The sequence below is a fragment of the Marinobacter sp. LQ44 genome (assembly GCF_001447155.2).
Lineage (GTDB): Bacteria > Pseudomonadota > Gammaproteobacteria > Pseudomonadales > Oleiphilaceae > Marinobacter.
Map to the genome: position 1 here is coordinate 2,209,796 of NZ_CP014754.1, position 24,937 is coordinate 2,234,732.

The window sequence follows — 24,937 nt, forward strand, 5'->3', positions numbered from 1 at the left end:
GTTACTTCTGCTTCTCGGCGTTATCCATAATTTTGTGGAACACCTTGAGCGCACATTCGATTTCCTTGTCAGTCACGCCCTCAAGCATCTCTTCACGCAACACAGCGGCCCGCTCAGACAACTCATCCATGAACTCGGCACCGGCCTTGGTCAGATGCAACCGGCGGGCGCGCCGATCGTTCGGACAGGGGCGCCGCTCAATCAACTCCTGCTGTTCCAGGCTATCGAGCAACCTGACCAGAGTCGGATTTTCAATCGCCATCAGACTGGCCAGTTCGCGCTGGGTAAGGCCCTCGCCGCCCTGCTGCAGATACACCATGGTGCTCCAGCGAGCCTGCGTAACGCCAAGGTCTTTCAATCGCTCATCCAGCATCTTGCGCCAGCGGCGGGTAACCCGGGCAACGGCAAACGGGAATTGATCTCTCATGGTTAAACACTCCTGATGGTGATCCGGCATGGGACTAGCAAACGCCACCCCGAAAACCGAGAAAACACTTACCTTATTGGAAATTCACCAATAGTAAGCTAACCATTGAAATAAAAACAGATATGGGGGTGAAAATATAATTGGGGAAAACCGAGAGTTGCGTCAGCCAGCCTGGCGCAACTCCTCCTGCATCTGCTCCACTTCAGGCGACTCGTGGAACTCGGTATTCCGGGGGTCCAGCTCAGAAAGCACCGGAGAGGCCTCCGGCATGGCGGGCACGAAGTGCTCCTGCTTCTCTACCGGCACATCGTCGGTGTGGCTGATCCGGTAACTGGTAACCACCGCCAGCAGCACCAGGAAGCCGGCATTGCCATAGAACAGGCCGGAGGGCCCCATGATATTGATTAACTCCGCCATGGTGATCGGCCCGATCACGCTGCCGATGCCGTAGCTCAGTAACAGCGTGGCACTGGCGGCGACAATCCGGTTGCTGTCCATGCGGTCGTTGGTAATGGCTACTGCAATCGGATAGAGCGTGGCCGACAGGCCAGTGAACAGCCCTACCAACAAGGTGAGTAACGGCAAGCTGGCAGCCCCGAACACGCCAACGCCGACGGCTGAGGCGGCCGCCATCATCGCCACCCAGAACATCACCCGGCGCCGATCAAAGCGGTCGCACACCCGGCCCAGCGGCCAGGCCAGCAACATAGCCGCAACAATGGCACTGGCCATAAACGTGGACGTTCTCGCGACGTCCAGACCAACCAACGTGGCATAGACCGGCCCCAGTGCGTAGAAGCCGCCAATCATGACACCGCTGATCAGCGCGCCGGCGACACCGGAAAACGATTCACGCCCGAGTTTGAAGATGGACATCCGTTGCACCTGCTCAATCGCCGGTGCTTCCATTCGGGTAAGAGCCAGAGGAATCAAGGCCAGAGTCAGCAGAATGGCCGCCAGCGAAAACGGCAGGAAACTGCCCGGGTCACCCACGTTCACAATCAACTGGCCGCCGGCGGCCGACAGGTAGAAAACAATCTGGTAAACGGCAAAGAGCGCACCCCGGTTGGCATTGGTGGCGCGGCTGGAAAACCAGCTTTCAATCACCACCAACACACCGGCGATGGTGAAGCCGGACAGAACCCTAAGGACCGCCCAGAAGATCATCGACACCGCCATCGGATACATCAGCGACACCACCGCAGCCATGGCGGCGAATGCGGCAAAGGCACGAATGTGGCCAACCCGGCCAATGATCTTGTGGACATACAGGGTGCCGAGGACAAAACCGACGGAATAACACACCAGCACCCAGCCAATGACATTAGGGGAGACTTCTTCGATACTCAGACGAATACCCAGAAGCGTCATCAGAAACGCATTGCCGCTGACCAGCAAGACAATGCTCAGGATCAGTGCCGAAAGGGAGGTGACCATTCGGGTCATGAGGAGCTCCGGGTAACGAGTTACATCTGGGTGACAGTAAAGAAAAGATAGCAACGTTATCAGTTGTCTGCTGGCCGGTATTTAACCAGCCATCGGCAGGCGACTCCACTAAGCAGTTGCCGAGACCCTGAACCCAACAGTGGCGCGGCATTTGACAATGTTTTACATTAATGGGCCGTAACAGAACCCGATAGCCGGAGCGGGTAACATAAACGTCAAGCTACTTATCGGACCGTGAGCGCCTGGTTATGAAGAAAACGGACTGGCCCATTCGCTGGGATTTACTGCTTCGCTATCGACTGATTGAGATCATCGCGTTGTGGGAAGGACGCCTGACCACCAACCACATCTGCCACAGTTTCGGCATTGGTCGCCAGCAGGCATCGAAGGATATCAACACCTACTTGCGGGAACTGGCTCCCGGCAACCTGGTTTACGACCGGCACCTGAAAGGCTATGTGCCGGCAGCCGATTTCAAACCGGTAGTAACCCGCGGCCAGGTTGGTGAGTATCAAGACCTGCTTGCACGGCAACAGAGCCTGAGCGACACGTTTTCTGATCTGGAACTTGGCCTGCCGGGTAATGCGGTCATCCCCGAGCCCTCCCGGCGCATCGCGCCGGAAACCATGCGGGCCGTCGTGAACGCTACCCGTTATCATCGCCAACTCAAGGCCAGTTACGTGTCCCTGAGCCGGCCGGAAGCGGCCGACAGCCTGCTTGAGCCGCATTCGCTGGTGTGCACCGGCAACAGCTGGCATGTGCGGGCCTGGTGCAACGCCAACCGGGAATTCCGGGATTTCGCCCTGAGCCGTTTTCAGGGTCAGCCGGAGGCTCTTCGGCAAAAATCCAAGCACACCGCGCAGCAGGATGAAGACTGGCAACGCCTGGTCAGCCTGGAGATCGCACCTGATCAGCGCCTGACCGAGGCCCAACAACAGATCATTGCCAATGACTACGGTATGGAACAGGGTTACCTCAGTATCCAAACCCGCGCTGCGTTGGCACCCTATGTCCTGTCCCGGCTCGGAATTACCTTTGACAACAGCCATCCAGACCCACTGGTGCAGCAGCTGGAACTGGCCAACCCGGACCAGCTTGGCTTTGGCAGCAAGCGCGAACGGGCACTCAAAGCGGTGGCCGGTCTCTGCTAGACTGGCCCGGTGACGATACTTTCCAGACTTCTGCTCAACGCCGCCCTCGGCCTGGTTACCACGCTCTGCATCCCGACGCAGGCTGTGGCCGAGGCTTGCGGTGCGCCGGCCACTGCCATTCACGCCATTCAGGGTAGCGGCGCTGCCTCGCCCATGGTTGGGCAAACCGTCACCGTCGAAGGCATCCTCACCCAGGACTGTCGCCATAAAGGTGGTTTTGGCGGTTTCTACCTGCAACAGGCCGATACTGAAACGGACCAGGACCCGGCCACCTCCGAAGCCCTGTTCATCTACACACGCCAGGCAGCGGGCAAGCCCGGCCAGCGCCTGCGACTGACAGGGACCGTCAAGGAATATCATGGTCTGACGGAGCTGGTGGATATCGGCAAGCTGACCGTCTGCGGCGAGGGCAGGCTGCCGCGGCCCATCGAGGTGTCCTTGCCCTGGTCGCAACCACCGGAAAGCCTTGAGAACATGCGGATTCGTTTTGCCGCCCCGCTGACCGTTATTGATCATTACAACCTTGCCCTTTACGGAGAGCTTGCTCTGGCCGCCGAGGATCAAGTCATCCCGACGGAATACCTGGCACCGGGGCCAGCAGCCGTCAGGCAGGCCCGCAACAACCATCAACACCGCGTGTTTCTGGACGATGGGCTGGCCGTGCGCAATCCCGATCCCGTGCCCTGGCCACCGGGCGGGCTTGATGGGCAGAACACGGTACGCGCCGGCGATACCGTCTCGCAGCTGCAGGGCGTTCTTGATTTCCGCTTTGGCCAGTGGCGTGTCCAGCCAGACAGGCAACCGGTCTTCAAAGCCAGCAACGAGCGCCCGCAACCACCCGGCAAGCCCGATGACGTCCACCTGCGGATCGTCACCCTGAACCTGGAGAACTACTTCAACGGTAACGGCCAGGGTGCCGGCTTTCCCACTGCCCGGGGGGCAGAGAGCCTGGCCGCCTTCCAGGACCAGAGCCAGCGGCTGGTGGCAGCTCTCACCTTACCAGACCCGGACATACTGGCAGTCACCGAACTTGAAAACGATGGTTATGGCCCAGACAGTGCCGTTGCCGAACTGGCCGCGCAGCTTGGCGCCGAGTGGCGATTTGTGGCGACACCCGGCGATGACGGCTCCGACGCCATTCGCAGCGCCCTGTTATACCGGACAGACCGGGTAACCCCTGTCGGCGGCGCCGACCGACAGCCGTCAGAGCCCATGGGCAGGCCTCCCCTGGCCCAGATGTTCCAGGCCCGGCACAGCGACCAGGCTGTTCGCATCGTAGTGACGCACCTGAAATCCAAATCCTGCCGAAATGCCAGCAGCAAAGATTCAGATCAGAAAGACGGCCAGGGTTGTTTTAATCATCGCCGTACCCGGGCCACCGACGCCATGCTCCGCTGGCTTGATTCACTTCCCGTCCCGGACGTGCTCGCTGGCACCCTGATCACCGGCGACCTCAACAGCTACGCTCAGGAAGACCCGGTGCAGGTGCTTTTTCAACAGGGCTTTACCAGCCTGGTGCACCACTTCCATCCCTGCCAACCGGACCACTGCCCACACCACAGTTACCGATACCGGGGAGGAAAAGGCAGCCTCGACTATGCCCTGGCTTCAGCCAGCCTGATGCCCCATGTTACCCACGCCCAAACGTGGAACATCAATGCCGATGAACCCCGGGCCCTGGGCTACGACCAACCACCTCGGATACCGGTCAGCGGCCCCTGGCGCTCTTCGGATCACAACCCGGTGATTACGGATATCCGGCTGCCATAGCCTTGAACCCGGTTGCCGCACCGACGCCAGATCGGGGCGGGCAGGCAATAGCACCCCACAACAGGGGCGGTAAACTGGAATTCGGATTTACCATCAAGAGGTTGTCGTATCCATGAAAGTCCCGACCCCGAACCTATGGCCGGTCGCCCGCACCGGACAACGCTGGCTGCTGCGCGCGCGACGCCAGGAGGCCATTGTTGACGGCCACCGCATGGTGTTCCTGGAGCGCGGCAAACCGGCACCCGGGCGGCCAACCCTGGTGCTGATTCATGGCTTTGCCGCCATGAAAGAAAACTGGGCCTTCTGGATGCAGAAGCTCCCCACGGACTGGCACCTGCTGGTTCCCGATGTTCCGGGGCTGGGCGAGAGCCAGTACCATGCCGACGCCTGCTACCGCTATGAAAGCCAGGCCCGACGGCTGAGTGAGTGGCTATCCGGCTACGCGACAGACAACCTGCACATTGCCGGCAGCTCCATGGGGGGCGCCATTGCGTCGATTCTGGCCCATAAGCTGGAACAGCCTCCCCGGTCACTGACACTGCTTAACAGCGCCGGTATCCCGGAACATGCGGATGTGGATATTGACGCGCCCTTTGAGTCTGATCGCGATGCCATCCTGATTCCCCAGGACTGGGCCGGGGTCTACCGGATGTTCAACAGTGTGGGCACCGGCAAACCAACGTTACCCGGGCTGGCCATGGCCGGATTACTGGGCCCGGACCTTCTGAACCGCCGACAAGCGCTGAGACACATATTCAACGACATGCTCGCTGACGCCCTGGCTCCGGCCCGGTATCTCGGCCCGGGCACACCACCGCTGCAGGTGCAGTGGGGCGAGAAAGACGTGATCACCCCGACCCGTTGCGTAAACTGGTTCAGAACCGCCACACCAGACGCCGATGTGCATGTATTCCGGGGCGTCGGCCACCTGCCCATGCTGGAAAATCCTGGCCGTTCCGCCCAGGTTCTGGAAACCTTCATCCGGCGCCATAACCATTGAAATGACTGACCGGAGAGGTGCCGAATTGGCCTCTCTGGCCCATTGACCCGTCAATCAAGTCATGGGGCTGGCCCGGGCAAACGGTCATAATCAGCAATACTGAACACCCTTACATAACAAGAACAGTCGCTGACGAGGAAACCCATGCGCGTCTCAGTTTCTACTGTACAGGATCTGGGCATGCCGGCCATCTACCTGCATACCCTGGCCGAATTGCTGCACACCATTGGAGTGGACGAAAGGGATCTCATTCTTCGGGTCGGTCTTGACCCCACCCGCCTGAACTCAACGGAAGTAAGAGTCAGCCAGGCCCAGGCCAGCGAGTTTGTTACCCGCGCCATCATCGAGAGTGGCGAACCGGGCCTTGGCATCATGCTCGCCCGGGAGCTCAAGCTCCCCCTGCATGGCGCCCTGGGGACGGCGGTCATGAGCAGCAGAACCCTGGAAGAGGCACTGGAGCTGATGACCCGCTACCTGACGCTGCGAGCGCCCCACCTGAAAGTTCAGAAACGGGTATCCGGGCAGAACGCCTGGTATAACGTGACCTGCGACATCGAGCTGGGGCCACTGCAGGGTTTTGTGCTGGATGCGGTTCTGTTTGGCTGCGTCACCATGGGCGCCCAACTGACCGGCACCCTGGTGCCCGGCACACGGGTGCTTCGGCGCGGGCCAGAGCCCAACCACTTCCACCGCTTTCGCAATCGTATCGGGGTGCCGGTGGAGTATGGCGCGACCGAGAACGCGCTTATCGTGCCCGTCAGCCAGCTTTGCCTGCCAGTGCGATTCAGCGACGACCAGCTTGCTGCCAGTTCACGGGCGCAGTGTGAGGAAGCCCTGAAGCAGTTAAAGGAGGATGCCGGCTTTGCCTGCCGGGTTCGACGGGTCATCGAGACCAGTCATCCGTTTCCTCCAAAACTGGCGCGGGTAGCCGCTACTCTGTTTGTGTCCGAGCGCACCCTGAAACGCCGCCTTCAGGAAGAAGAGGCCAGCTTCCAGCAACTGGTGGATCAGGTTCGCCTTGAGCGGGCCAAGGAACTTCTGGAAAACACGGGCATGAACCTGAGCCAGATTGCCGATGCCCTTGGCTATGCCGATGCGGCCAACTTTACCCGGGCCTTCAAGCGTTGGACCGGCCTGAGCCCCAGCCATTTCCGCACCCGGGAAACGGCCCTGCGCCGAACGGCCTGAAGCATGACCGGAGAGTGCCTGCGGGGCTCACCCGGGCATTCGGTCAGTCAATGCCCAGGATCTTGTGCATTTGCAGGGTCAGGCGCCATTGCGGATGCGCCAGGCAATACTCGGTCGCTTTGCGGGTGTTGCTGCGTTTGACCGGGTCATCATTCTGATCCGGCACAGACGGCGAGGCCATCGGTGACAGGAAATAGTGCCTGGCCCAAATACCCAGAAACCGTTCCGGCTGGGCCAAGGGCTGGGGATACACCAGTTTCAGCTCATCACATTCGGTAATCACCACCTCGGCGTCGGCCTTTGGGCTGACACACAACCAGTCAATTCCCTCCGGTGCCGGCAGGGTACCGTTGGTTTCCACCCCTACCTCGAAACCCGAAGCGTGGAAGGCATCAATCAATGGTTTGTCCAGCTGCAACAGGGGTTCCCCACCGGTGCAAACCACGTAGGGTCGGCCCGGGGCGTCGGGCCAAAGCTTACGAATATGTTCGGCCAGCTCCACGGCAGTCTCGAAACGACCGCCATTCTGGCCGTCAGTACCGACAAAATCGGTATCGCAGAAGTTGCAGACAGCCCCCGCCCGATCCTTCTCCCGTCCGGTCCACAGATTGCATTTGCTAAACCGGCAGAATACCGCTGCCCGGCCCGCCTGGGCGCCTTCCCCCTGCAGGGTGTAAAACGCTTCCTTTACCCGGTACATCAGGCGCGACTCTCGTAAGCCAGAGGATCTTTCAGGCCATGAGCCGCAAACGCCTCCAGGCGTTCAACGCAGGAGCCGCAGCGACCACAGGCCAGTTCCCGGCCGTTGTAGCAGGTCCAGGTCTGGCTGTAGTCCAGGCCCAGCTTCAGCCCCTCACCCAGGATCTCACCCTTGTCCAGCGCCATAAAAGGTGCCTCAACCGCCACCGGCTGGTAATTGGCCACCCGGCACACCGCATCCATTTTTTCGATAAATTCCGGCCGGCAGTCCGGGTAAATAGCATGATCGCCGCCATGGGCACCAAACCAGACCGCCTGTGCACCGGCCGTGACGGCATAGCCGGTGGCCAGCGACAGCAGGATCATGTTGCGGTTGGGTACCACCGTAGACTTCATGCTGTCTTCCTGATAGTGCCCCTCCGGCACGGCAATGTCTGAGGTCAGTGAGGACCCCGCCATCACCTCACTCATGGCGCGGATATCAATCACCTTGTGGGGAATCGCCTCCGCCTGACACACCGCAGCTGCCGCCTCCAACTCCCGTACATGGCGCTGACCGTAATTAAACGACAGTGCATGCACTTTATAGCCACGGGCCCGGGCAAGATGGAGCAGGGTAAAGGAGTCCATGCCCCCGGAATAGATAACGACAACGGTGTCAGTCATGGGGTATTCACCAGGAAAAGAAGGGGATTTGTCATTGGGCTTTTACAAACCATGGCTATATTGTAACAGCGCCAGAGCCGCTTGGGTTCGCGTCATGGGAAGATCAGGGGTAAACTCGATGGAAAACGACAAACAGCCAGCAACGATTCAATGAACTCAGACAGCAGCCCGGCATTCATCGACTTTGAAGCATCCAGTCTCGATCTGATCGCAAGTTATCCGATCGAAGTTGGCGTGTGCATGCCCAATGGCAGCCTGCACAGCTGGCTGATTCGACCACACGTGCTTTGGCAGGACTGGTCTGAGAGCGCGGAAACCATACACGGCATTTCCCGTGCACGGCTGGAGCAGGAAGGCACACCGGTAGGGGAAGTGGCCCGGGCGCTGAACAGGCTGTTGCCGGAGCAGATCTTCTGCGACGCCTGGACCTTTGACAGCTTCTGGCTGCACCGGCTGTTCCGGGCCGCCGGCGAAACCCCGGAGTTCCAGCTGGAATCGGTGTCCATGCTGCTGAACCCGGCCCAGGTGCGGCAGTGGTCGGGCACCCGCCAACAAGTCATTGCCGACCTGGGACTACCGGTTCACCGGGCCGCCAACGACGCGCTGATCCTGCACAAAACCTGGGAGCGGGTTATTTGCCAGGGCGAAGCCGCAGTGCAATAACTTCCAGGCCGTCACGGACGGTGTGAAGCGTCCAGTAGGTGGCCAGGGCCATCAGGGCCGCGCCCACCACGGTGAACGACAGATTTTCTCCAACTGCCTGCCCCTGAGCCATCATCAGATAAACGGCCACAGCGACAATCAACGCAAGCTCAACCATGAAATCGGAACGGAATTTGTTACGGGCAGATCCGGGTTCGTCGGGCATTTTCTTCGGTTTCAACCTCTGGGTTTCGGATAATTCAATGCATTAAGTTAGTGTACGAATTATCGCAAAAACGACCCCAAGAGGCTGTACGGACTAGTGGCTACGAACTAACCGAAACCACCCTGGCCTGCCAATATCCGGGCAAAAAAAACGCAGCCAATTCGGCTGCGTAGAAAGGAGAGATCCATTCGATACCTGATACGGAGGTACCGCGGATTGCACAACGTAAAAACACGTGACGCTGGGAATTATCCCGATCGACCTTCGCCACGTCTGTACGGGTTTGCCGAATCACCGGGGCTATTGCAAACCGGCCAATTGCCTATACACTGGTAAGTGAACCGAATCCAAAGAGCTGATATGACCAGGATGATTACCAAGACCACCGCTTACTCCGCCACCGGTTGCCGTCACGGGCAGTCTGTGCGCGCCATGGTGAAAGACATCTAACGGCTTTCGGTCAGTCCCGGGAGCCATTGCGGCGACCGGGGCAGCTTCTCTGCCAAACCCCGGTTGCCTCAGGCCCCGGGGTTTTTTGTTTTTGCAGCCGCAAAACGACAAGGAGAACATCATGAGAAGACATCCGACAACCCGCGCAGCCAATCAGCCGATCAGCAATCGTCAGGCTCCGATCAAGCGCCCGGAAAAGTTGCCGCTGCTGGATGCAATTTGTAAGAAACTCAATCAGCGCGTCAATCTGGATGACGAACAGCGGGTGCTGGGCCTGTATGAACGAGGCTGGATTTTCAAAGGGGTTCTGAGCAATCTGGATGGATCCGAAGCGCGTTACGTGCGTGCCCTGGCCACCCGTTATAACTCCTGGATTGCCCGCCAGGTCGCCTGATTGCATTGACGATGCGCTGAACCGGTCAGTGGCGCCGGTTCAGCCCTTGCATCATCGCCATATCGCCGCCATGCACGATGGCGTAGTTATTCACCACATCGTGAATTTTTTCCTGGGAGTAGGGCTTGACCACATAGCCATTGGCACCGGCACTGATTGCCCGCTGAATGCTCTCAATGGAGTCATCGGCGGTGACCAGCACGATATGCTGATCCTCCCGAATCTGCTTGAACCTCGTCATTAGCTCATGGCCATCCCCATCTGGCAAACCCAGGTCCAGCAGGACAATATGGTACTCGCTGGCATCGAAAGCCGCCCGGGCCGAGGCCGCATCGGGGCATTCAGCCACTTGTGTGGCGCCCGCCTTGTAGAGCATTTCCGCGAGCCGTTCCCGCATCACGGGCTCATCTTCCACTACCAGTATTCTCAGATCCGTCATCCCTTGTCTCCTGTATTATCCGCACCGATCAGTAGCCATCGTTGCCGGTTCGTCTGGGCAAATCCAGGGGCGCGGGCCGGGGACGACCATCTTTCGACTGCGACGTGGCTTCAGACACCTCCGCCCCTGACTGCCCCTGGTTGGTACGCACCAGAATATTGGCGATACTCACCGCCGTGGTGTAGAGCGAAATGGCCACAATCAACAAGACCGGCTGCACAAACGCCACAAATCCCGGGACCTGTGCGTTGGCTGTGATACTCAGTATCAGGATAATCGCCGGGCCCAGCACCACGAACAACGTCAAGGCAATAAAGAACACAATACGCTCTTTGTAACGCCCAAGCTCTCGATTGGTCACCAGGCCAAGCACAAATTTGCCAATGGCCAGACCCGCCAGTATCGCCGCCGCGATGCTCAGGTCCGGGCGCATCAGCGTCTGGTAAAGATTGCCATCCCACAACCGCTGCATGGCAATCACCAGAAACGGAAACAGCACGAACAACACGTCGGCGTAGGTACCATACATCATGCTGAGGGAATACTGTTCCTGTTGCTGTCGGTTTTCAGTCATTGGCCTGTTCCTGTGTTGTTTCCCGCTCATCTGGCGCTCCCTGCAGCGCCCGTTCAATCATCTCGTCCAGAGTTCTCAGTTCCTTGCCGATTCGCGCCCAATCCGGCGGATTTTCCCTCAATCGGTTTTCCAGGCTGGTCGCCTGGCGCGTCATCAAGGGGTAGCCCATGGCACCGGCCGTGCCTTTGATCTGGTGGCTTTCCATCTGCAGTGCGCTCGCATCCCTGGCCCGGAATGCCAAACGCATGCGTTCCCGCCGACCCTCAAGCCCGCCCAGAAACCGGGGCACCAGGTGTGCCAGATCATCGGAAGTGACCGCTGAGGCCGGTGACGCCACCAGGTACCGTTCCAGAATGGCCTGCAAATGCGACTGGTCGATCGGTTTGTTCAGCACCCCATCACAGCCCGCCGCCAGCAGAGCATCGTTCTCTGTCTGATCCCCGGCCGTGAAGGCAATGATCGGGCGGCGGAACCCGGCCTGGCGCAGCAGGCGGGTGGCGGCTACACCGTCCATTTCCGGCATATGGCGATCCATCAGGACCAGATGCACGGTGTCGGCCAGCGCAAGCCGGACGGCCAGATCGCCACTGGCGACCGGAACCGGCTCAACACCAAAGCGCCGCAACATCCGCTCAACCAACAAACGATTGTCGTCGTTATCTTCGGCAACCAGCACCTTACCCGAGTACTGGCGCGTATCGCCCTGATAGTCTTCAGGGCAAACCGTCAGGTACCGCGCCAGCACCTCGTAGAAGCGTTGTTTGTCGATGGGCTTGGCCAGATGCTCATTACAGCCCGCCAGCCGGTACTCGGCAATGTCTTCCGTCATTACGTTGGCTGTCAGGGCGATGATTGGGGTATTTACCCCGGCTTCTCTCAATGCCTGGGTGGCATCCCGGCCGTTCATCACCGGCATCTGGATGTCCATCAGAATCAGGTCAAAACGCTCCCGGCTAGCCAATTCCAGCGCTTCGGCCCCGTTACTGACGTGCACCAGTTCGGCACCGGTTCTGTCTACCAGCATGGATACCAGGCGCCGATTCACGTCGTTATCTTCAGCACACAGAATCCGGCCTTTGAGCCTGGGGGCCAACACCGAGGCGATACCCCGTCGGCGCTGGTTCAACTCCGAGGCGTCACGCAGAAAATGAACGTCGGCAAGGTCGCCGGTGCGAATGCAGACGTCAAACTCACTGCCCTCACCGTAGGTACTGGATACCCGGATACTGCCGCCAAGCAACTCGGCCAGCCGGCGGGAAATGCTGAGTCCCAACCCCGTCCCGCCGTATTGTCGGGAGATAGCCGTGCTGCCCTGGGCGAAGGGATCAAACAGCCGCTCCAGTTGCTCCGGCTTCATGCCAATGCCGGTGTCCACAACCCGGGCACAGAGGGTTTCGGCTTCTCGGTCACAGCGCAAAATCAGAGAAATTGTTCCTTTTTCGGTGAATTTAAGCGCATTTCCACACAGGTTAATGATGATCTGCCGAAACCGGGTTGGGTCGGTCAGAATCTGCTCGGGCAGGGGAAAGTCGCAGATAATGGTGAATTCCAGGCCCTTTTCCCGGGCCCGGGGCTCGAAAAAGGCGCGAATCTCATCCAGCAAATCCGGCAGCATGACCGGTACCACATCGACATCGAGCTTGTTGGCATCGATCTTCGAGTGGTCAAGGATGTCGTTGACCAACTCCAGCAGATGTCGGCCACTGCGCACGACAGTCTCGGCACTGCTGCGTTTCTCCCGCTCATCAAGGTCTGGGTCCAGCAGGGTTTCGCCATACCCGATAATGGCCGCCAGCGGTGTCCGGATCTCATGGCTCATGTTGGCCAAAAACTGGCTCTTGGCCTGGGCTGAGTGTCGGGCCAGCTCTTTCTCCAGGCGCTCCTGCTCACGCTCCCGCTCGATTCGCTGGCGCTGGTGACTCTCGGTCGCATCAATGCAGGTACCTTCAAGGTGCAGGGGCTCGCCATCCAGATCGTAAGCCGTGTGCAACGAGATGGTGGCCCAACGTTCAACACCACTGCGGGTGAAATAGCGGGCCTCAATACCCTTGACCATGCCCCGGACTTCCAGTTGCTCTATCACCAGGCGCCGCAGCCTGTCATCGGCGATGCAGGTTTCCAGCACATCCGGGTTGTCCTGCAGTAACTCGCGGCTGCTGCTGTAGCCCAACAACTCGGCCATCGCCGGATTGGCGGTGACAAAGCGCCGGTCTGGCGACATCTGGAACACCCCTTCAATGGCGTTATCAAACAGAGACTGGTAGCGCTGGAGATTAGCCAGTGCCCGCTGGTTCCAGGCCAGCGCTTCGCCCTGAACCTGCTTGATGCGATCGGCAAGGGCGAAGGAGAACAGAATGATCTGAGCCACTAACCCAAACTGGGGAGCATAGGTGGTGAAGGTGTTCAGGGGCACATACCCCATGACCGTCAGCGCATAGATCCCAAAACCGATCAGCGCGATGGTCCAGGCAAAGAAGTAGGACCGGGCCGCCGGGTTGTAATAGCGCCATGACAGGTAACTGACCACAATCAGGATCAGGCTCAACAGAATGGACCCCACCACAATCCATTCCATCGCCACCGAGTAGGGCATGAAGAACGACAACACGAAGGTGGCCGCCACCGAATACAGGCACAGGCGGATGACCTGGTCCAGGTCCGGGGAACGCTGTTGGGTCTCGAGCAGAGAGCGGGCCATCAGCAACCCGAAGAACCAGGTCAGGATGATCTGAAAATGCAGGTAGGCCTTGTCCAGAATCGGTGGCCGGTTGTCCAGCAACTGAACCCCGTGCACCTGTTCGGTGCCGATAAACACCGCCGCGCAGACCAGGTACAGCACATAATAGATGTTGCTGCGTTCCCGGACTGACACAGCAACAAACAGGTTATAGGCGAGGATCGCCAGGATGGCCCCCAACAGCACGCCCCTGACCGCTTCATCGATGGAGACTTTCTCAATGTAACTGTCCGGGTGCCAGAGTGTTACCGGCAACCTGAAGGTATTGGTGGTGGTGGTTCGCAGATACACGGTGGTGGTGGCATCAGGCATCAACTGCAGGCGGAAGGTCGGGTTGGGCACGGCCAGATCCCGGTCGTCCCAGTTGTCGAGGTAGCCCGCACGGCGCTGCTCAACCACCCGACCGTCACGCACCACATACAGCCAGACTTCATCCACCAGTGGCAGCGCCAGTTCCAGGATCCAGTTGCTGGCAACCTGGCTGCCGCGGGTGGTCAGATCAAAACGGGTCCAGTAGGCCGAGTCGGTATAACCGAAATTAAGCACGCCCCCCCGGTGCAGGCTGAACTGCTCCTTCGGCATGGCCAGGATGTCGTCAATGACCAGTTCATGGCCGGCATCTTCCAGATACCAGATACAGCCATCGAGATTACGCACACTGCTGGTCGTACTATCCAGCACCACCGACCCGGCAGGACAGGCGCTTTTCGCCTGCACCAGAGAGGGCAGGGAAACAACAACCAGCATCAACAGGGCGACGAGCACCCGGTTGAGTGTTTCGGAAAACCGTTGCTGCAAAATGTGATCTCCGCGCGGGTAGCTGCGTGCTTTATCGTTTATTGTCAGCACAAGTCACTTTAGCCTTTCACCCGTTTTTTCGCACCCCGGGGCCACCTGAAATGAGACATTCCTGCCTTTTTGTTGCTGTTTCCCTGTCCGTCCTTACCCTGTCGGGGTGTCGGATGGAAAGCACCGGTTCCTCCGCGTTCAACCCGGCAACCAATGTTGACCTGGTGTTCTCAACCTTTGACCTGACCAACACCGAGCAGGCACCGGATACCCTCAGCTTCACCCGGTTCAGCGATTTCTACCAGGGCATACAACCCACTGGCGATAACGCCGACAACGAAGACCATCTGGCTACGGTGGAAGAAATCCGGCGGCATATCGATATCTTTATCGGAGCACAGCCAGACGACACTGGCCAGGACTATACCCGGGTGCGTAATCCCCTGGACCTGATGAACCAGGTGATCGGCGTGGGCGGTATTACCAACTTTGATGAAGGCAGGCGCTATATCCGGGATCGTATCGCGCTGTCCCAGGCCGGCAACTACAACACCCGCAGTGCCGGCGCCCGTATCCGGTTTACCGACCAGGCAGCGTCCTTCAGTCTCCAGCCCCTGAACGACTACGAATGGAACTACCAGACCCTCGATTGGCGATATCTGCCCGAGGGCCCCGAAGGCAGCGAGCTTACCGAAAAGGTCTATCGGACCATTCAGTATGTGGCCCGGAGCGTCAACGATGACGTCAGGGAAGAGCAGCCGGAGCTGCTGAGTGTGCTGGCCGGTTCGCGCTTTGACGCCTTGCAGTTTGTTGCCAGTGGCTACAACCAGCCGGAGTATGCCACCGCCGATTACGTCAGCCGGAATCATGGGGGCATCGAGCTACGCCAAACCTTTGTAACCGACGCTCAGCTCGACACACTGTTCATCAAGAATACCGAGCAGACGGTCATAGACCTGAGCCGGTACGGTGCGGATAACACGACGCCAGACTGCCTGCGCGTTGAAATCAACTACGCCATGGATACTGTGCATATCTACACTTCGGATGGCGAGCCTGCCCGTGTACCGGACGACGGGGCGGAAGACGACGATGCAACAAAGCAGAATCCCGATAACTGCGTCTACCAGAGCGAAGATTTCGCCATCGCCACCTGGAACGCAGCGTCGGCCTCAACCCGCAAATAGGCTCACAGGTCCCAGTTCTGCAGAAAGCCTTTCTTCCGGCTGATCATACGCTCGTAGGTGGAGATCATGATGGCCGCATGGGGGGCTTTGGTCAGTCGCAGGGTTTCGATACGGCGTTCCAGGCGCTGGACCTCGTCGCATACCTGCTGTTGTACATGGCTGCGTACGCTGTCGTGCTGGTCCAGCTTGACGCGCTGAAGTTCAGGCGGGGGAAGTTCCGGTTTGTCCATGGTGCCTCATCCTTTGAGTCTGGTGAATAATCCGTTTCAGAATGCCTGATTTTGCAGAACTGTCAGACAAAGTGCAATTAGAATGAACAAGGTTTCACTTTTACTGACTCAGGCAGCCACCAGCCTTCGCTTGTTTTCCGGCAACACCGGGAACTGCCTGCACACAGTATAGACAAATCTGGCCAGTGCAGGTAAGTGATGACCCACGATCGGAAACCCGGTGTTGAGCAGGCTCACGGAAATATCCCGGGCCGGGTCCGCCCAACACAACTTGTTGATCAGACCGACATGGCCAAAGGCATAACGGCTCTGCTGCCCCCAGAGTCCTACCGGGTTGCCGCCCAGCATCATGCCAGCACTGAAGCGCATGGGGATCATCATGGTGCGGTCTATCTGCAATGAACCGAACTGATGGATGGCACGGCGGACGGTTAATTCACTGCAAATTCGCTGACCATTCCAGACCCCGCCATTGAGCATCATCTGGAAGAACCGGCCCATTTCCTCCGCGGTGCCACAGAGATTACCGGCGGGTATAACTGCCTCCTGGAAGCGCGGGTCGTTGGTGACTTTCTCCACCGTGCGAATGTCGCCGCCCAGGGCCCGGCTGACGATCCACGACAGCGGAAACATCGGGGTCGGGCCGGTTGCATAATTGGTAGCCAGTTCGTGCAGCTTCTCCGGGGCGATTCCATAAGTGAACCACTTCATACCCATGGGTTTGCGCAGATACCGGTCCAGGTAATTTTCGATGGTATCGCCAGTTACCTTCTCCAAGACCCGCTGCAACACAAAGCCACCGGTAATGGCATGGTAAGCCACCTTCGCGCCATCCACCTCGACCGGTTTGGCAGCGCACAGCAGGCGCCAGATTTCATCACGCTCCCAGAGCACGTCTATGGGGGTCTCACGGGGAATCGCCGGAATACCGCCCCGGTGCGAGAGAATCTGGTGCACGGTGATGGTGCGCTTTCCGTTCTTGGCAAACTCCGGGCAGTAGCAGGAAACCGGGTCCATCAGATTCACCAGGCCCTGCTCTGCGAGCATGTGCATCAGCAGCGCCGTCACCGCCTTGGAGGCGGAGAAATAGCAGATCGGGGTTTCCGTGGTCATCGGCAGCCTGGGCAGAGCGGCGGGATCATGGGGGCCGTTGCCCCGGGTATGGCCCATGGCGCCATGCAGCACCTGCTCGCCCCGGTAACGGAGCGACAGCTGGATTCCCGGGTGTACACCGGTCCGGTACAAGCCCTCCACACTGCGCCATACGGATTCCACTGCGTCCTGCGGTAAACCAACCCGATCCGGGTGTTCAGTGTCACGATTGCGGAACGTGACCGAGGTCAGGTCTTCCGGAATATCGCAGGTGTGCAGGGCACGGCGGGCGAGTGAATGCATAACGGACGCCTTTTATCGTTATTGAGAACTGGCCCCTCCCGGGACACTTGCTTGGGCCGACATTTCAGCCTTTATCAGGTTTCATTATGAACCGGCTCGATCGGCTGCGCCATGGCCACACAGTTGCGACCCTGCATTTTGGCCTGATACATCGCCTTGTCAGCAGCGCCGCAAAGTGTTTCCACTGTGTGACCATGTACAGGATAAACCGCGACACCCACGCTGATGGTCAATGGCACCGAGTGGCCAGACTCCAGCGGTATAGGCGCGTTACCTACCCGCTGGCGCAAACGCTCGGCGGTGTCCCGGGCACCCTCCACATCCATTTCGGGCAGCACAATAACGAATTCCTCGCCACCAAACCGGCCGACGGAATCGACACTTCTTACCCGGTCGGTGAGGATCTCGCTCACCGCACAAAGCACGGTATCACCGGCGGCGTGGCCCCAGCTGTCATTGATGTCCTTGAAGTGATCAAAATCAATCCATAACAGCGCCATCGGGCGCTCATAGCGGCGGGCGCGCTCCAACTCTTCTTCGAGCACCCTGGAGAATTCCCGCCGGTTGAGCAGGCCGGTCAAAGGATCCCGGGTAGCCATCTCCTCTAACTCGGTTTCCAGCTGTTTGCGGTCGGAGATATCCAGCACGATCCCTTCCAGAACGACACTGCCGTCGTCTTGCTCAATACCGCAGCCACGCTCCCAGACCCACACCTTACGGCCGTCTTTGCGGGTAATGGCGTACTCCAGGGAAAAAGACCGGCCTTTGCGCACCGCAATGGCAACCTCTTCGGACACCTGTTCGATTGCATCCGGGTCCATCAGGCTGGCATAGCTGATGAGCTTGTTGTTGATCAGGTCGTCGGGCAGATAACCGGTCAGCGGCTCACACCCGCCAGACACGAACAGCATGGTCCAGCTGTGGTCGTTCCGGCAACGATAGGCCATGCCCGGGAGGTTATCCATCAATACCCGCAGTTGCTGCTCCCTCTGGCGCAGCGCCCGCCGCTGGCCCAGCTGGAGCGACAGCAACAAACGATCCTTGCTGAGCAAGCGCAGCATAACCGTGAATAACACCAGCGCGGTGACCACGACAAACAGAAACCCTTTCCAGGTTTGCATGGCTGACAGGGACCAGGGATCCGTAAACCAGATCTCCACCATCCGGTCAGAAAACGTAATCCAGATGATACCTGCCACCAGGTACACAAGGGTGGCCGACAGGGCTCGGCGCATAGGGCTTTGACCGCTACTCCAGCCGGTTTCTTTCCCTAGCTCTGGTTGTTCAGGCTGCATAGTCTTCCTTTTGCCTTGGGGGCTTTCCTATAGAAAAAGTAGACAGTTTCACACGTTCAGTCGAGGCAAGGTTGCATTTTCTCGCCATAGCTCCCGGAGGGATGACGTTACCGGCAGCACATGCTTTAATTTCGCCCACCTTCGATCAGTACGGAAATCTGCATGACCCCTGGAATTCTCGCGGCCAAAAGAGCCAAAGTGAACTACACCATACATGAGTACGACCACGACCCGGCGACCGAGAGTTACGGTGGTGAAGCCGCGGCGAAAATGGGCGTGGCGCCGGAGCGCGTATTCAAGACGCTTGTGGTGAGCCTGGATGACAAGGAACTGGCGGTCGGCATTGTGCCGGTGACCGCCATGCTGGGCCTCAAGCAGATCGCAAGGGCAGCCGGGGCAAAGAAAGCCGCCATGGCGGACAAACAGCTGGTCCAGAAAACCACCGGTTATGTTCTGGGTGGTGTCAGCCCTCTGGGCCAGAAAAAACGGCTCCGAACGTTTATCGACAGCACCGCCCATCACTTCCCGACGGTGTTCGTCAGCGCTGGCAAACGTGGCCTTGAGATTGAGCTGGCGCCAGACGATCTGGCACGCCTGACCAATGGCCTGTTAGTGCCGCTGCAGCAGGACTGACCCTGGTAGCAAGCACAAAAAAACCGGGCAACCATGGGCAGCCCGGTTTTTGTCGGTCACGGCCGGAGCGGGCTCCGGCCGGCTGAAACACTGGCCTTACTTCACGGAACCCCGTGCCTCGGCCAGGATCCTGTTGAAGGTCGCGCTTGGCTGCATCACCTCACACACCTTCTCCATGGGCGGGTGGTAGTAACCACCGATATCGGCCGGATGGCCCTGCACCACGGTCATTTCTTCCAGGATCTTGTCCTTGTTCTCCTCCAGCTGGGCAGACAGCTTGGTGAAGAATTCTTTCAGTTCCTTGTCTTCATCCTGTTTGGAGAGCTCTTCCGCCCAGTAGCGGGCCAGGTGGAAGTGCGAACCGCGGTTGTCCAGCTCGCCGGTCACACGGGACGGCGACTGGTTGTTCTCCAGCAGGCGCTCGGTGGCCTTGTCGAGGGTCTGGCCCAGCAGGCGGGCGCGCTGGTTGTTCTGCTTCTCGCCCAGCTCGTCCAGGGACACCGCTGTGGCCAGGAACTCACCCAGGGAATCCCAACGCAGGTGGTTTTCCTGGATCAGCTGCTGTACGTGCTTGGGTGCGGAACCGCCAGCACCGGTCTCGTACAGGCCACCGCCGTTCAGTAGCGGTACGATAGACAGCATCTTGGCGCTGGTACCCAGCTCCAGGATCGGGAACAGGTCAGTCAGGTAGTCACGCAGCACGTTACCGGTTACGGAGATGGTATCCTGACCACGGATCAGACGCTCCATGGTGTGACGGATCGCCATGACCGGCGGCATGATGCGGATGTCCAGGCCTTCGGTGTCGTGGTCTTGCAGGTACTTCTCAACCTTCTTGATCAGCTGGGCGTCGTGGGCACGCTCGTTGTCCAGCCAGAACACCGCAGGCATACCGCTGGAGCGGGAACGGTTAACCGCCAGCTTGACCCAGTCGCGGATCGGCAGGTCCTTGGTCTGGCAGGCGCGCCAGATGTCGCCCTGCTCGACGTTGTGCTCGGTCAGCACGGTGCCGTCTTCAGCCACCACGCGAACAATACCGTCTTCTTTGATTTCGAAGGTCTTGTCGTGGGAGCCGTACTCTTCCGCCTTCTGGGCCATCAGACCGACGTTCGGCACCGTACCCATGGTGGTGGGATCGAACGCGCCGTGGGTCTTACAGAAGTTGATCACTTCCTGGTAGATGGTGGCGTAGGTGGACTCAGGCATAACCGCCTTGGTGTCTTTCAGCTTGCCATCACGGGCCCACATCTTGCCGGAGTTGCGGATCATGGCCGGCATGGAGGCATCAACGATGACGTCGCTCGGCACGTGCAGGTTGGTGATGCCTTTAACCGAATCGACCATGGCGATTTCCGGGCGGTGCTCGTAGCACGCGTGCAGATCTTCCTGAATCTGTTCCTGCTTGGACTCCGGCAGCTGCTTGATTTTCTCGAGGACGGAGGACAAGCCATTGTTCGGGTTAACACCGATTTCCTTGAACAGGTCGCCGTATTTGTCGAACAGCTCCTTGTAGAAAACCTTCACCGCGTGACCGAACACGATCGGGTGGGAGATCTTCATCATGGTGGCTTTCACGTGCAGGGAGAACATCACACCGGTCTTTTCGCAGTCTTCGATAGCGTCTTCGAAGAACTTCACCAGTGCCTTCTTGCTCATGAACATGCCGTCGAGCACTTCACCTTCCTGCAGCGGCAGGTCAGACTTCAGTACGGTCTGTTCGCCTTTCTTGTTCTCGAACACGATGCGGGCGTTGGTGGCCTTGTCCAGGGTGACAGACTGCTCGCTGGAGTAGAAGTCGCCACCGCGCATGTGCGCCACGTGGGTACGGGAAGCCGGGCTCCACTCACCCATGGTGTGCGGGAACTTGCGGGCAAAGGCTTTTACCGCAGCCGGTGCACGGCGGTCGGAGTTACCTTCACGCAGTACCGGGTTAACAGCACTGCCCAGTACCTTGCTGTAACGGGCGTGGATTTCTTTCTCTTCGTCGGCCTCCGGGTTTTCTTTGTACTCGGGAACCTTGTAGCCCTGCTCGTTCAGCTCTTTGATAGCGGCACGCAGCTGGGGAATAGAAGCAGAGATGTTCGGCAGCTTGATGATGTTGGCGTCCGGATCCTTGGTGTACTCACCCAACTCAGCCAGGGCATCCGGCACCCGCTGGTCTTCCTCGAGGTAGTCCGGGAAGTTCGCCAGGATACGGGCCGCGAGAGAAATATCACTGGTTTCGAAGTCGATACCAGCCGGCTTGGCGAAGGTTTCCAGGATGGGAAGCAGTGACCGGGTGGCGAGGGCGGGGGCCTCATCGGTCAGTGTGTAGACAATCTTGGCTTTGGATGTTGTCATTTTCGTCCTCAGGCTATGGGGTGGGTTCAGGACGGTCATGGCGCATTCGGGCGTCTTGTGAACGTCCGGTTTTGCCAGTGACTGATTCGGAACTTTTGATAGACCTACTAAGATAGCATTTTTTACAAAATTTTGGTTACGATCTTAGTATAAGAACGGACTTAAAATGCCTGATCTTCCGTGACAGGACGATGAAATGGCGGGAATTTACGAAACTTTCTAACATTTGTCAGGTGTGGTGTCAGCGTGCCAGGGGGAGGGTTTTCCAAAACACGCTGTGAATACTTCCCTGTACGCTCTGCTCCGCCATCCATGGCTCCGCAAGGTTTTGGAAAACCCTCCCCCTGTCACTCTCAAACGCTGTACGGGTAGTCCGATGACATCGTCTCAGGGTTCGCAGACACGGGCTGTTTTGTCGACAAAACAGCCCGTATTAGTGCATCTCTCGCTCACATTTATCCTGACTCAGTCGGGTAATAACCCCACCTCCACCAACCGCTCACGTATCCGGTCCAGGGCTTCCGGGTTGCCAAGGGCATCCCGGTTGTCCGCCTTGTTCGAGCCATTGACCAGCCGGGCCACCGCGAGTTCCACTTTTTTGCCGCTACGGGTGTAGGGAATGTCGGGGACCTCGACGATGTGTTTGGGTACGTGCCGGGGGCTGGCGCCTTCGCGGATTCGGGTTTTCAGGGTTTTGATCAGGTCGTCGGTGACGGTCTGGCCATCGGCCGGAACTACGAACAGGACGACTTCCACGTCGCCGTCGATCTGGCGGCCGACTACGAGGCTGTCTTTGACCTCGCTGATGGTTTCTACCTGGCGGTAGATTTCCGCGGTGCCGATTCGGACGCCGCCGGGGTTAAGGGTGGCGTCGGAGCGGCCGTAGATGATGGCGCCGCCGTGTTCGGTGAATTCGATGAAGTCGCCGTGGGCCCAGACGCCAGGGAAGGTGTTGAAGTAGGCGTCTTTGTAGCGTTCGCCATTCAGGTCCTGCCAGAAGCTGACGGGCATGGAGGGCAGGGGTTGGCGGCAAACGAGTTCGCCCCGGCCTTCGCTGACCGGCTGGCCGTCGTCGCCGTAGGCCACGGCGTCCACGCCCAGGAAGCGGCACTGGATTTCGCCTCTTCGTACCGGCAGCAGTGGCGTTGATCCCACAAAGCAGCCGCAGATGTCTGTGCCGCCGGCGATGGAGCCTAGCAGTACGTTGGGAGCGCCATCACTGTAGACCCAGTCGTAGTCTTCCGGCAGCAGCGGGGAGCCGGTGGAGAACACCACCCGCAGGTGGCTCTGGTCCAGGGTTTTGGCCGGTTGCAGTTCGGCTTTGCGGCAGCCGGCGATGAAGCGGGCGCTGGTGCCGTAGTGGGTCACCCGCTCTTCGGCCACGGTTTCCCACAGGAAGTTGAGGCTCGGGTAACCCGGGGAGCCGTCAACGGTAATGACGGCAGCGCCGGTCATCAGGGCGGAGGCCTGCCAGTTCCACATCATCCAGCCGCAAGTGGTGAAGTAGAGAAAGCGGTCGTCCGGGCCCACGTCGCCGTGCAGCATAAGCTCTTTGGCGTGGTTGACCAGCAGGCCGGCGGTGCCGTGAACGATGCACTTGGGTTTGCCGGTGGTACCGGAGGAATAGAGGATGTAAACCGGGTGGTCTGGGTCGACTGGGGTAAAGGAAGGTGCCTGACCTTCCCCGGCTTTCAGGGCGTCGTCCCAGGTGGTGACCATCTCGCCGGGGATCGGGGCTTCGCCTGGCAGTTGCGCAACGCTGACCACCACTTTCAGGGACGGCAGGCCAGCGATCAATTCGGCAAAGTCGTCCTGGCGGGCAAACACCTTTCCGCCATAGCCGTAGCCATTCACCACGATCAACGCTGAGGGTTCGATCTGGCCGAAGCGGTCGTTGATGGCGCCGATGCCGAAGTCCGGAGAGGCGGAGCTCCAGATGGCACCGAGACTGGTGGCTGCAAGCATGCCGACCAGGGCTTCGTAGCCGTTGGTGACCACGCCGGCCACTCGGTCGCCTTTCTGGATACCTTTGCTGCGCAGGAAGGCTTCGAGGGCGCCGGCGTCGGTTTTCAGTTCGGCGTAGGTCTTGCGCAGTACCGGGCGGGTTTCGCAGTAGGCCACCACGGCTTCTTTGTCAGCATGGTCACCGTCCGCCAGCCGCAGCAGGTTGGCGGCAAAGTTCAGCTTCATGCCGGGGAACCATTCCGCGCCGGGCATCTCACGGCGGCCCAACACCCGCTTGGCGGGGGTGTCGCAGACCAGGCCACAATATTCCCAGACTTTCTGCCAGAAGGTGTCCAGTTCGGCGATCGACCACTGGTGCAGGGCGTGGTAATCGGCAAACGGGCCAAAGCCCTGTTGCTCAAGCCAGGCCTGGAACTGGCCCATTCGGGAACCGGTGAGGGTTTCCTGGCTCGGGGTCCAGACAACCGGTGATTGTTCTGTGTTGCTCATCCGTCTCTCCAGAAAATTACTGCATATGCCAGCCGTGGCTGACCACGATGGACTGGCCGGTGAGGGCGGCGGACGGGAAGGCCGCCAGGTGCACCGCCAGCTCCGATACGTCTTCGAGGGTGGTGAACTGGCCGTCAACGGTGTTCTTGAGCATCACCTTGCTGATCACCTCTTCCTCGGAAATGCCCAGCTCTTTGGCCTGCTCGGGAATCTGCTTGTCCACCAGCGGGGTGCGTACAAAGCCGGGGCAGATAATGTTACTGCGCACCCCGTGCTCGGCACCCTCTTTCGCCACCGCCCGGCACAGGCCCAGCATGCCGTGCTTGGCGGCTACGTAGGGCGCTTTCAGCGGCGAGGCCTCCAACGAGTGTACCGAGCCCATATACAGCATAGTACCCCCACCTTGGCTGTACATCTGGCGCAAGGCGGCACGGGTCACCAGAAAAGCGCCGTCCAGATGCACGTTCATCACCTTGCTCCAGTCGGCAAAGGCCAGTTTATGCACCGGGTCAATGTGTTGGATGCCGGCGTTGGCCAGGGCCACATCGAGCCGGTCCCATTGCTCAATGATGGCGGCAACCCCCTGGTCCACCGCCTGCTCATCGGTGACATCCATGGCCAGGGCCATGGCGGTGCCGCCGGCCTGCTCGATGGCCGCGACGGTGTCGGCGGCACTTTCCAGCGTCAGGTCCGCGACCGCTACCCGGGCGCCCTCGCGGGCGTAATGTTCTGCAATGGCCCGGCCAATGCCCCGGCCAGCGCCGGTGATGAGTGCAACTTGGTTGTGAAGACGCATCACACTGTC

General features: G+C 59.3%; 22 protein-coding genes. 8 read left to right on the forward strand and 14 right to left on the reverse strand.

The genetic code is table 11. The annotated features are described in order from the left end of the window. Window position 1: 1 nt before the first annotated feature. A complete protein-coding gene (locus ASQ50_RS10260; RefSeq protein WP_058092884.1) occupies window positions 2-427 on the reverse strand; it encodes a MarR family transcriptional regulator in 426 nt (141 codons plus the stop codon). Between the two features lie 162 nt (window positions 428-589). Beyond that, entirely contained in the window at window positions 590-1,873 is a 1,284-nt protein-coding gene (locus tag ASQ50_RS10265) for an MFS transporter (RefSeq protein WP_058092885.1), read from the reverse strand. 248 nt (window positions 1,874-2,121) lie between these two features. On the opposite strand from ASQ50_RS10265, the gene ASQ50_RS10270 reads away from it, so the two are divergent. From ASQ50_RS10270 to ASQ50_RS10285, 4 genes are all read left to right on the forward strand, one after another. Next, on the forward strand, window positions 2,122-3,024 hold the full coding sequence (locus ASQ50_RS10270; protein ID WP_058092886.1) for a WYL domain-containing protein: 903 nt from the start codon (window positions 2,122-2,124) through the stop codon (window positions 3,022-3,024). A 9-nt stretch (window positions 3,025-3,033) separates the two neighbouring features. Next, window positions 3,034-4,794 carry an ExeM/NucH family extracellular endonuclease gene (locus ASQ50_RS10275; RefSeq protein WP_058092887.1) on the forward strand — a complete coding sequence of 587 codons (1,761 nt, stop codon included), beginning with the start codon at window positions 3,034-3,036 and terminating at the stop codon, window positions 4,792-4,794. A 112-nt stretch (window positions 4,795-4,906) separates the two neighbouring features. Next, a complete protein-coding gene (locus ASQ50_RS10280) occupies window positions 4,907-5,794 on the forward strand; it encodes an alpha/beta fold hydrolase (RefSeq protein WP_058092888.1) in 888 nt (295 codons plus the stop codon). A 144-nt stretch (window positions 5,795-5,938) separates the two neighbouring features. Beyond that, window positions 5,939-6,982: an AraC family transcriptional regulator gene (locus ASQ50_RS10285; RefSeq protein WP_058092889.1), complete on the forward strand. Its 1,044-nt coding sequence runs from the start codon at window positions 5,939-5,941 to the stop codon at window positions 6,980-6,982. Window positions 6,983-7,025: 43 nt separating this feature from the next. Here ASQ50_RS10285 and queE read toward each other — a convergent pair whose 3' ends face one another. Then, the gene (gene queE / locus ASQ50_RS10290) at window positions 7,026-7,682 is read right to left on the reverse strand and encodes a 7-carboxy-7-deazaguanine synthase (protein WP_058092890.1); all 657 of its coding nucleotides are present in this window, start codon (window positions 7,680-7,682) and stop codon (window positions 7,026-7,028) included. Further along, window positions 7,682-8,347: a 7-cyano-7-deazaguanine synthase QueC gene (gene queC / locus ASQ50_RS10295; RefSeq protein WP_058092891.1), complete on the reverse strand. Its 666-nt coding sequence runs from the start codon at window positions 8,345-8,347 to the stop codon at window positions 7,682-7,684. Before queC ends, queE begins: the two co-directional genes overlap by 1 nt. Before the next feature lie 150 nt (window positions 8,348-8,497). Between queC and ASQ50_RS10300 the strand changes: the two genes are divergently transcribed. Beyond that, the gene (locus tag ASQ50_RS10300) at window positions 8,498-9,010 is read left to right on the forward strand and encodes a hypothetical protein (protein WP_058092892.1); all 513 of its coding nucleotides are present in this window, start codon (window positions 8,498-8,500) and stop codon (window positions 9,008-9,010) included. On the opposite strand, the gene ASQ50_RS10305 is transcribed toward ASQ50_RS10300, so the two are convergent. Further along, on the reverse strand, window positions 8,979-9,215 hold the full coding sequence (locus tag ASQ50_RS10305; protein WP_058092893.1) for a hypothetical protein: 237 nt from the start codon (window positions 9,213-9,215) through the stop codon (window positions 8,979-8,981). The two genes, ASQ50_RS10300 and ASQ50_RS10305, sit on opposite strands and share 32 nt — an antisense overlap. Window positions 9,216-9,786: 571 nt before the next feature. Here ASQ50_RS10305 and ASQ50_RS10310 point away from each other — a divergent pair. Next, the gene (locus ASQ50_RS10310) at window positions 9,787-10,059 is read left to right on the forward strand and encodes a hypothetical protein (RefSeq protein ID WP_058092894.1); all 273 of its coding nucleotides are present in this window, start codon (window positions 9,787-9,789) and stop codon (window positions 10,057-10,059) included. A 25-nt stretch (window positions 10,060-10,084) separates the two neighbouring features. On the opposite strand, the gene ASQ50_RS10315 is transcribed toward ASQ50_RS10310, so the two are convergent. Genes ASQ50_RS10315 through ASQ50_RS10325 form a run of 3 tightly spaced genes read right to left on the reverse strand, consistent with a single transcriptional unit; the run spans window position 10,085 to window position 14,607 of the window. Then, the gene (locus tag ASQ50_RS10315) at window positions 10,085-10,498 is read right to left on the reverse strand and encodes a response regulator (protein WP_058092895.1); all 414 of its coding nucleotides are present in this window, start codon (window positions 10,496-10,498) and stop codon (window positions 10,085-10,087) included. A 28-nt stretch (window positions 10,499-10,526) separates the two neighbouring features. Continuing rightward, window positions 10,527-11,072 (reverse strand): hypothetical protein, encoded by a 546-nt coding sequence (locus ASQ50_RS10320; RefSeq protein WP_058092896.1) that lies wholly within the window; start codon window positions 11,070-11,072, stop codon window positions 10,527-10,529. Further along, the gene (locus ASQ50_RS10325; protein ID WP_058092897.1) at window positions 11,065-14,607 is read right to left on the reverse strand and encodes a 7TM diverse intracellular signaling domain-containing protein; all 3,543 of its coding nucleotides are present in this window, start codon (window positions 14,605-14,607) and stop codon (window positions 11,065-11,067) included. Before ASQ50_RS10325 ends, ASQ50_RS10320 begins: the two co-directional genes overlap by 8 nt. Before the next feature lie 164 nt (window positions 14,608-14,771). On the opposite strand from ASQ50_RS10325, the gene ASQ50_RS10330 reads away from it, so the two are divergent. Next, window positions 14,772-15,785 (forward strand): hypothetical protein, encoded by a 1,014-nt coding sequence (locus tag ASQ50_RS10330; protein WP_227513138.1) that lies wholly within the window; start codon window positions 14,772-14,774, stop codon window positions 15,783-15,785. Between the two features lie 2 nt (window positions 15,786-15,787). Here the strand turns inward: ASQ50_RS10330 and ASQ50_RS10335 are convergent, their stop codons facing one another. The 3 genes from ASQ50_RS10335 to ASQ50_RS10345 form a co-directional block, all read right to left on the reverse strand. After that, window positions 15,788-16,015 carry a hypothetical protein gene (locus ASQ50_RS10335; RefSeq protein ID WP_058092899.1) on the reverse strand — a complete coding sequence of 76 codons (228 nt, stop codon included), beginning with the start codon at window positions 16,013-16,015 and terminating at the stop codon, window positions 15,788-15,790. Window positions 16,016-16,123: 108 nt separating this feature from the next. Then, window positions 16,124-17,410: a serine hydrolase domain-containing protein gene (locus ASQ50_RS10340; RefSeq protein WP_058092900.1), complete on the reverse strand. Its 1,287-nt coding sequence runs from the start codon at window positions 17,408-17,410 to the stop codon at window positions 16,124-16,126. Window positions 17,411-17,484: 74 nt separating this feature from the next. Next, complete coding sequence (locus ASQ50_RS10345) at window positions 17,485-18,705, reverse strand: GGDEF domain-containing protein (protein WP_058092901.1); 1,221 nt, start codon at window positions 18,703-18,705, stop codon at window positions 17,485-17,487. Between the two features lie 162 nt (window positions 18,706-18,867). Between ASQ50_RS10345 and ybaK the strand changes: the two genes are divergently transcribed. Then, window positions 18,868-19,338: a Cys-tRNA(Pro) deacylase gene (gene ybaK, locus ASQ50_RS10350; RefSeq protein WP_058092902.1), complete on the forward strand. Its 471-nt coding sequence runs from the start codon at window positions 18,868-18,870 to the stop codon at window positions 19,336-19,338. Window positions 19,339-19,434: 96 nt separating this feature from the next. Here ybaK and ASQ50_RS10355 read toward each other — a convergent pair whose 3' ends face one another. The 3 genes from ASQ50_RS10355 to ASQ50_RS10365 form a co-directional block, all read right to left on the reverse strand. Beyond that, window positions 19,435-21,678, reverse strand: coding sequence for an NADP-dependent isocitrate dehydrogenase (locus ASQ50_RS10355; protein ID WP_058092903.1), 2,244 nt, complete (start codon window positions 21,676-21,678; stop codon window positions 19,435-19,437). A gap of 465 nt (window positions 21,679-22,143) precedes the next feature. Continuing rightward, window positions 22,144-24,132 (reverse strand): acetoacetate--CoA ligase, encoded by a 1,989-nt coding sequence (locus tag ASQ50_RS10360; protein ID WP_058092904.1) that lies wholly within the window; start codon window positions 24,130-24,132, stop codon window positions 22,144-22,146. Window positions 24,133-24,148: 16 nt separating this feature from the next. Then, entirely contained in the window at window positions 24,149-24,928 is a 780-nt protein-coding gene (locus ASQ50_RS10365; RefSeq protein WP_058092905.1) for a 3-hydroxybutyrate dehydrogenase, read from the reverse strand. Window positions 24,929-24,937: the final 9 nt, after the last annotated feature.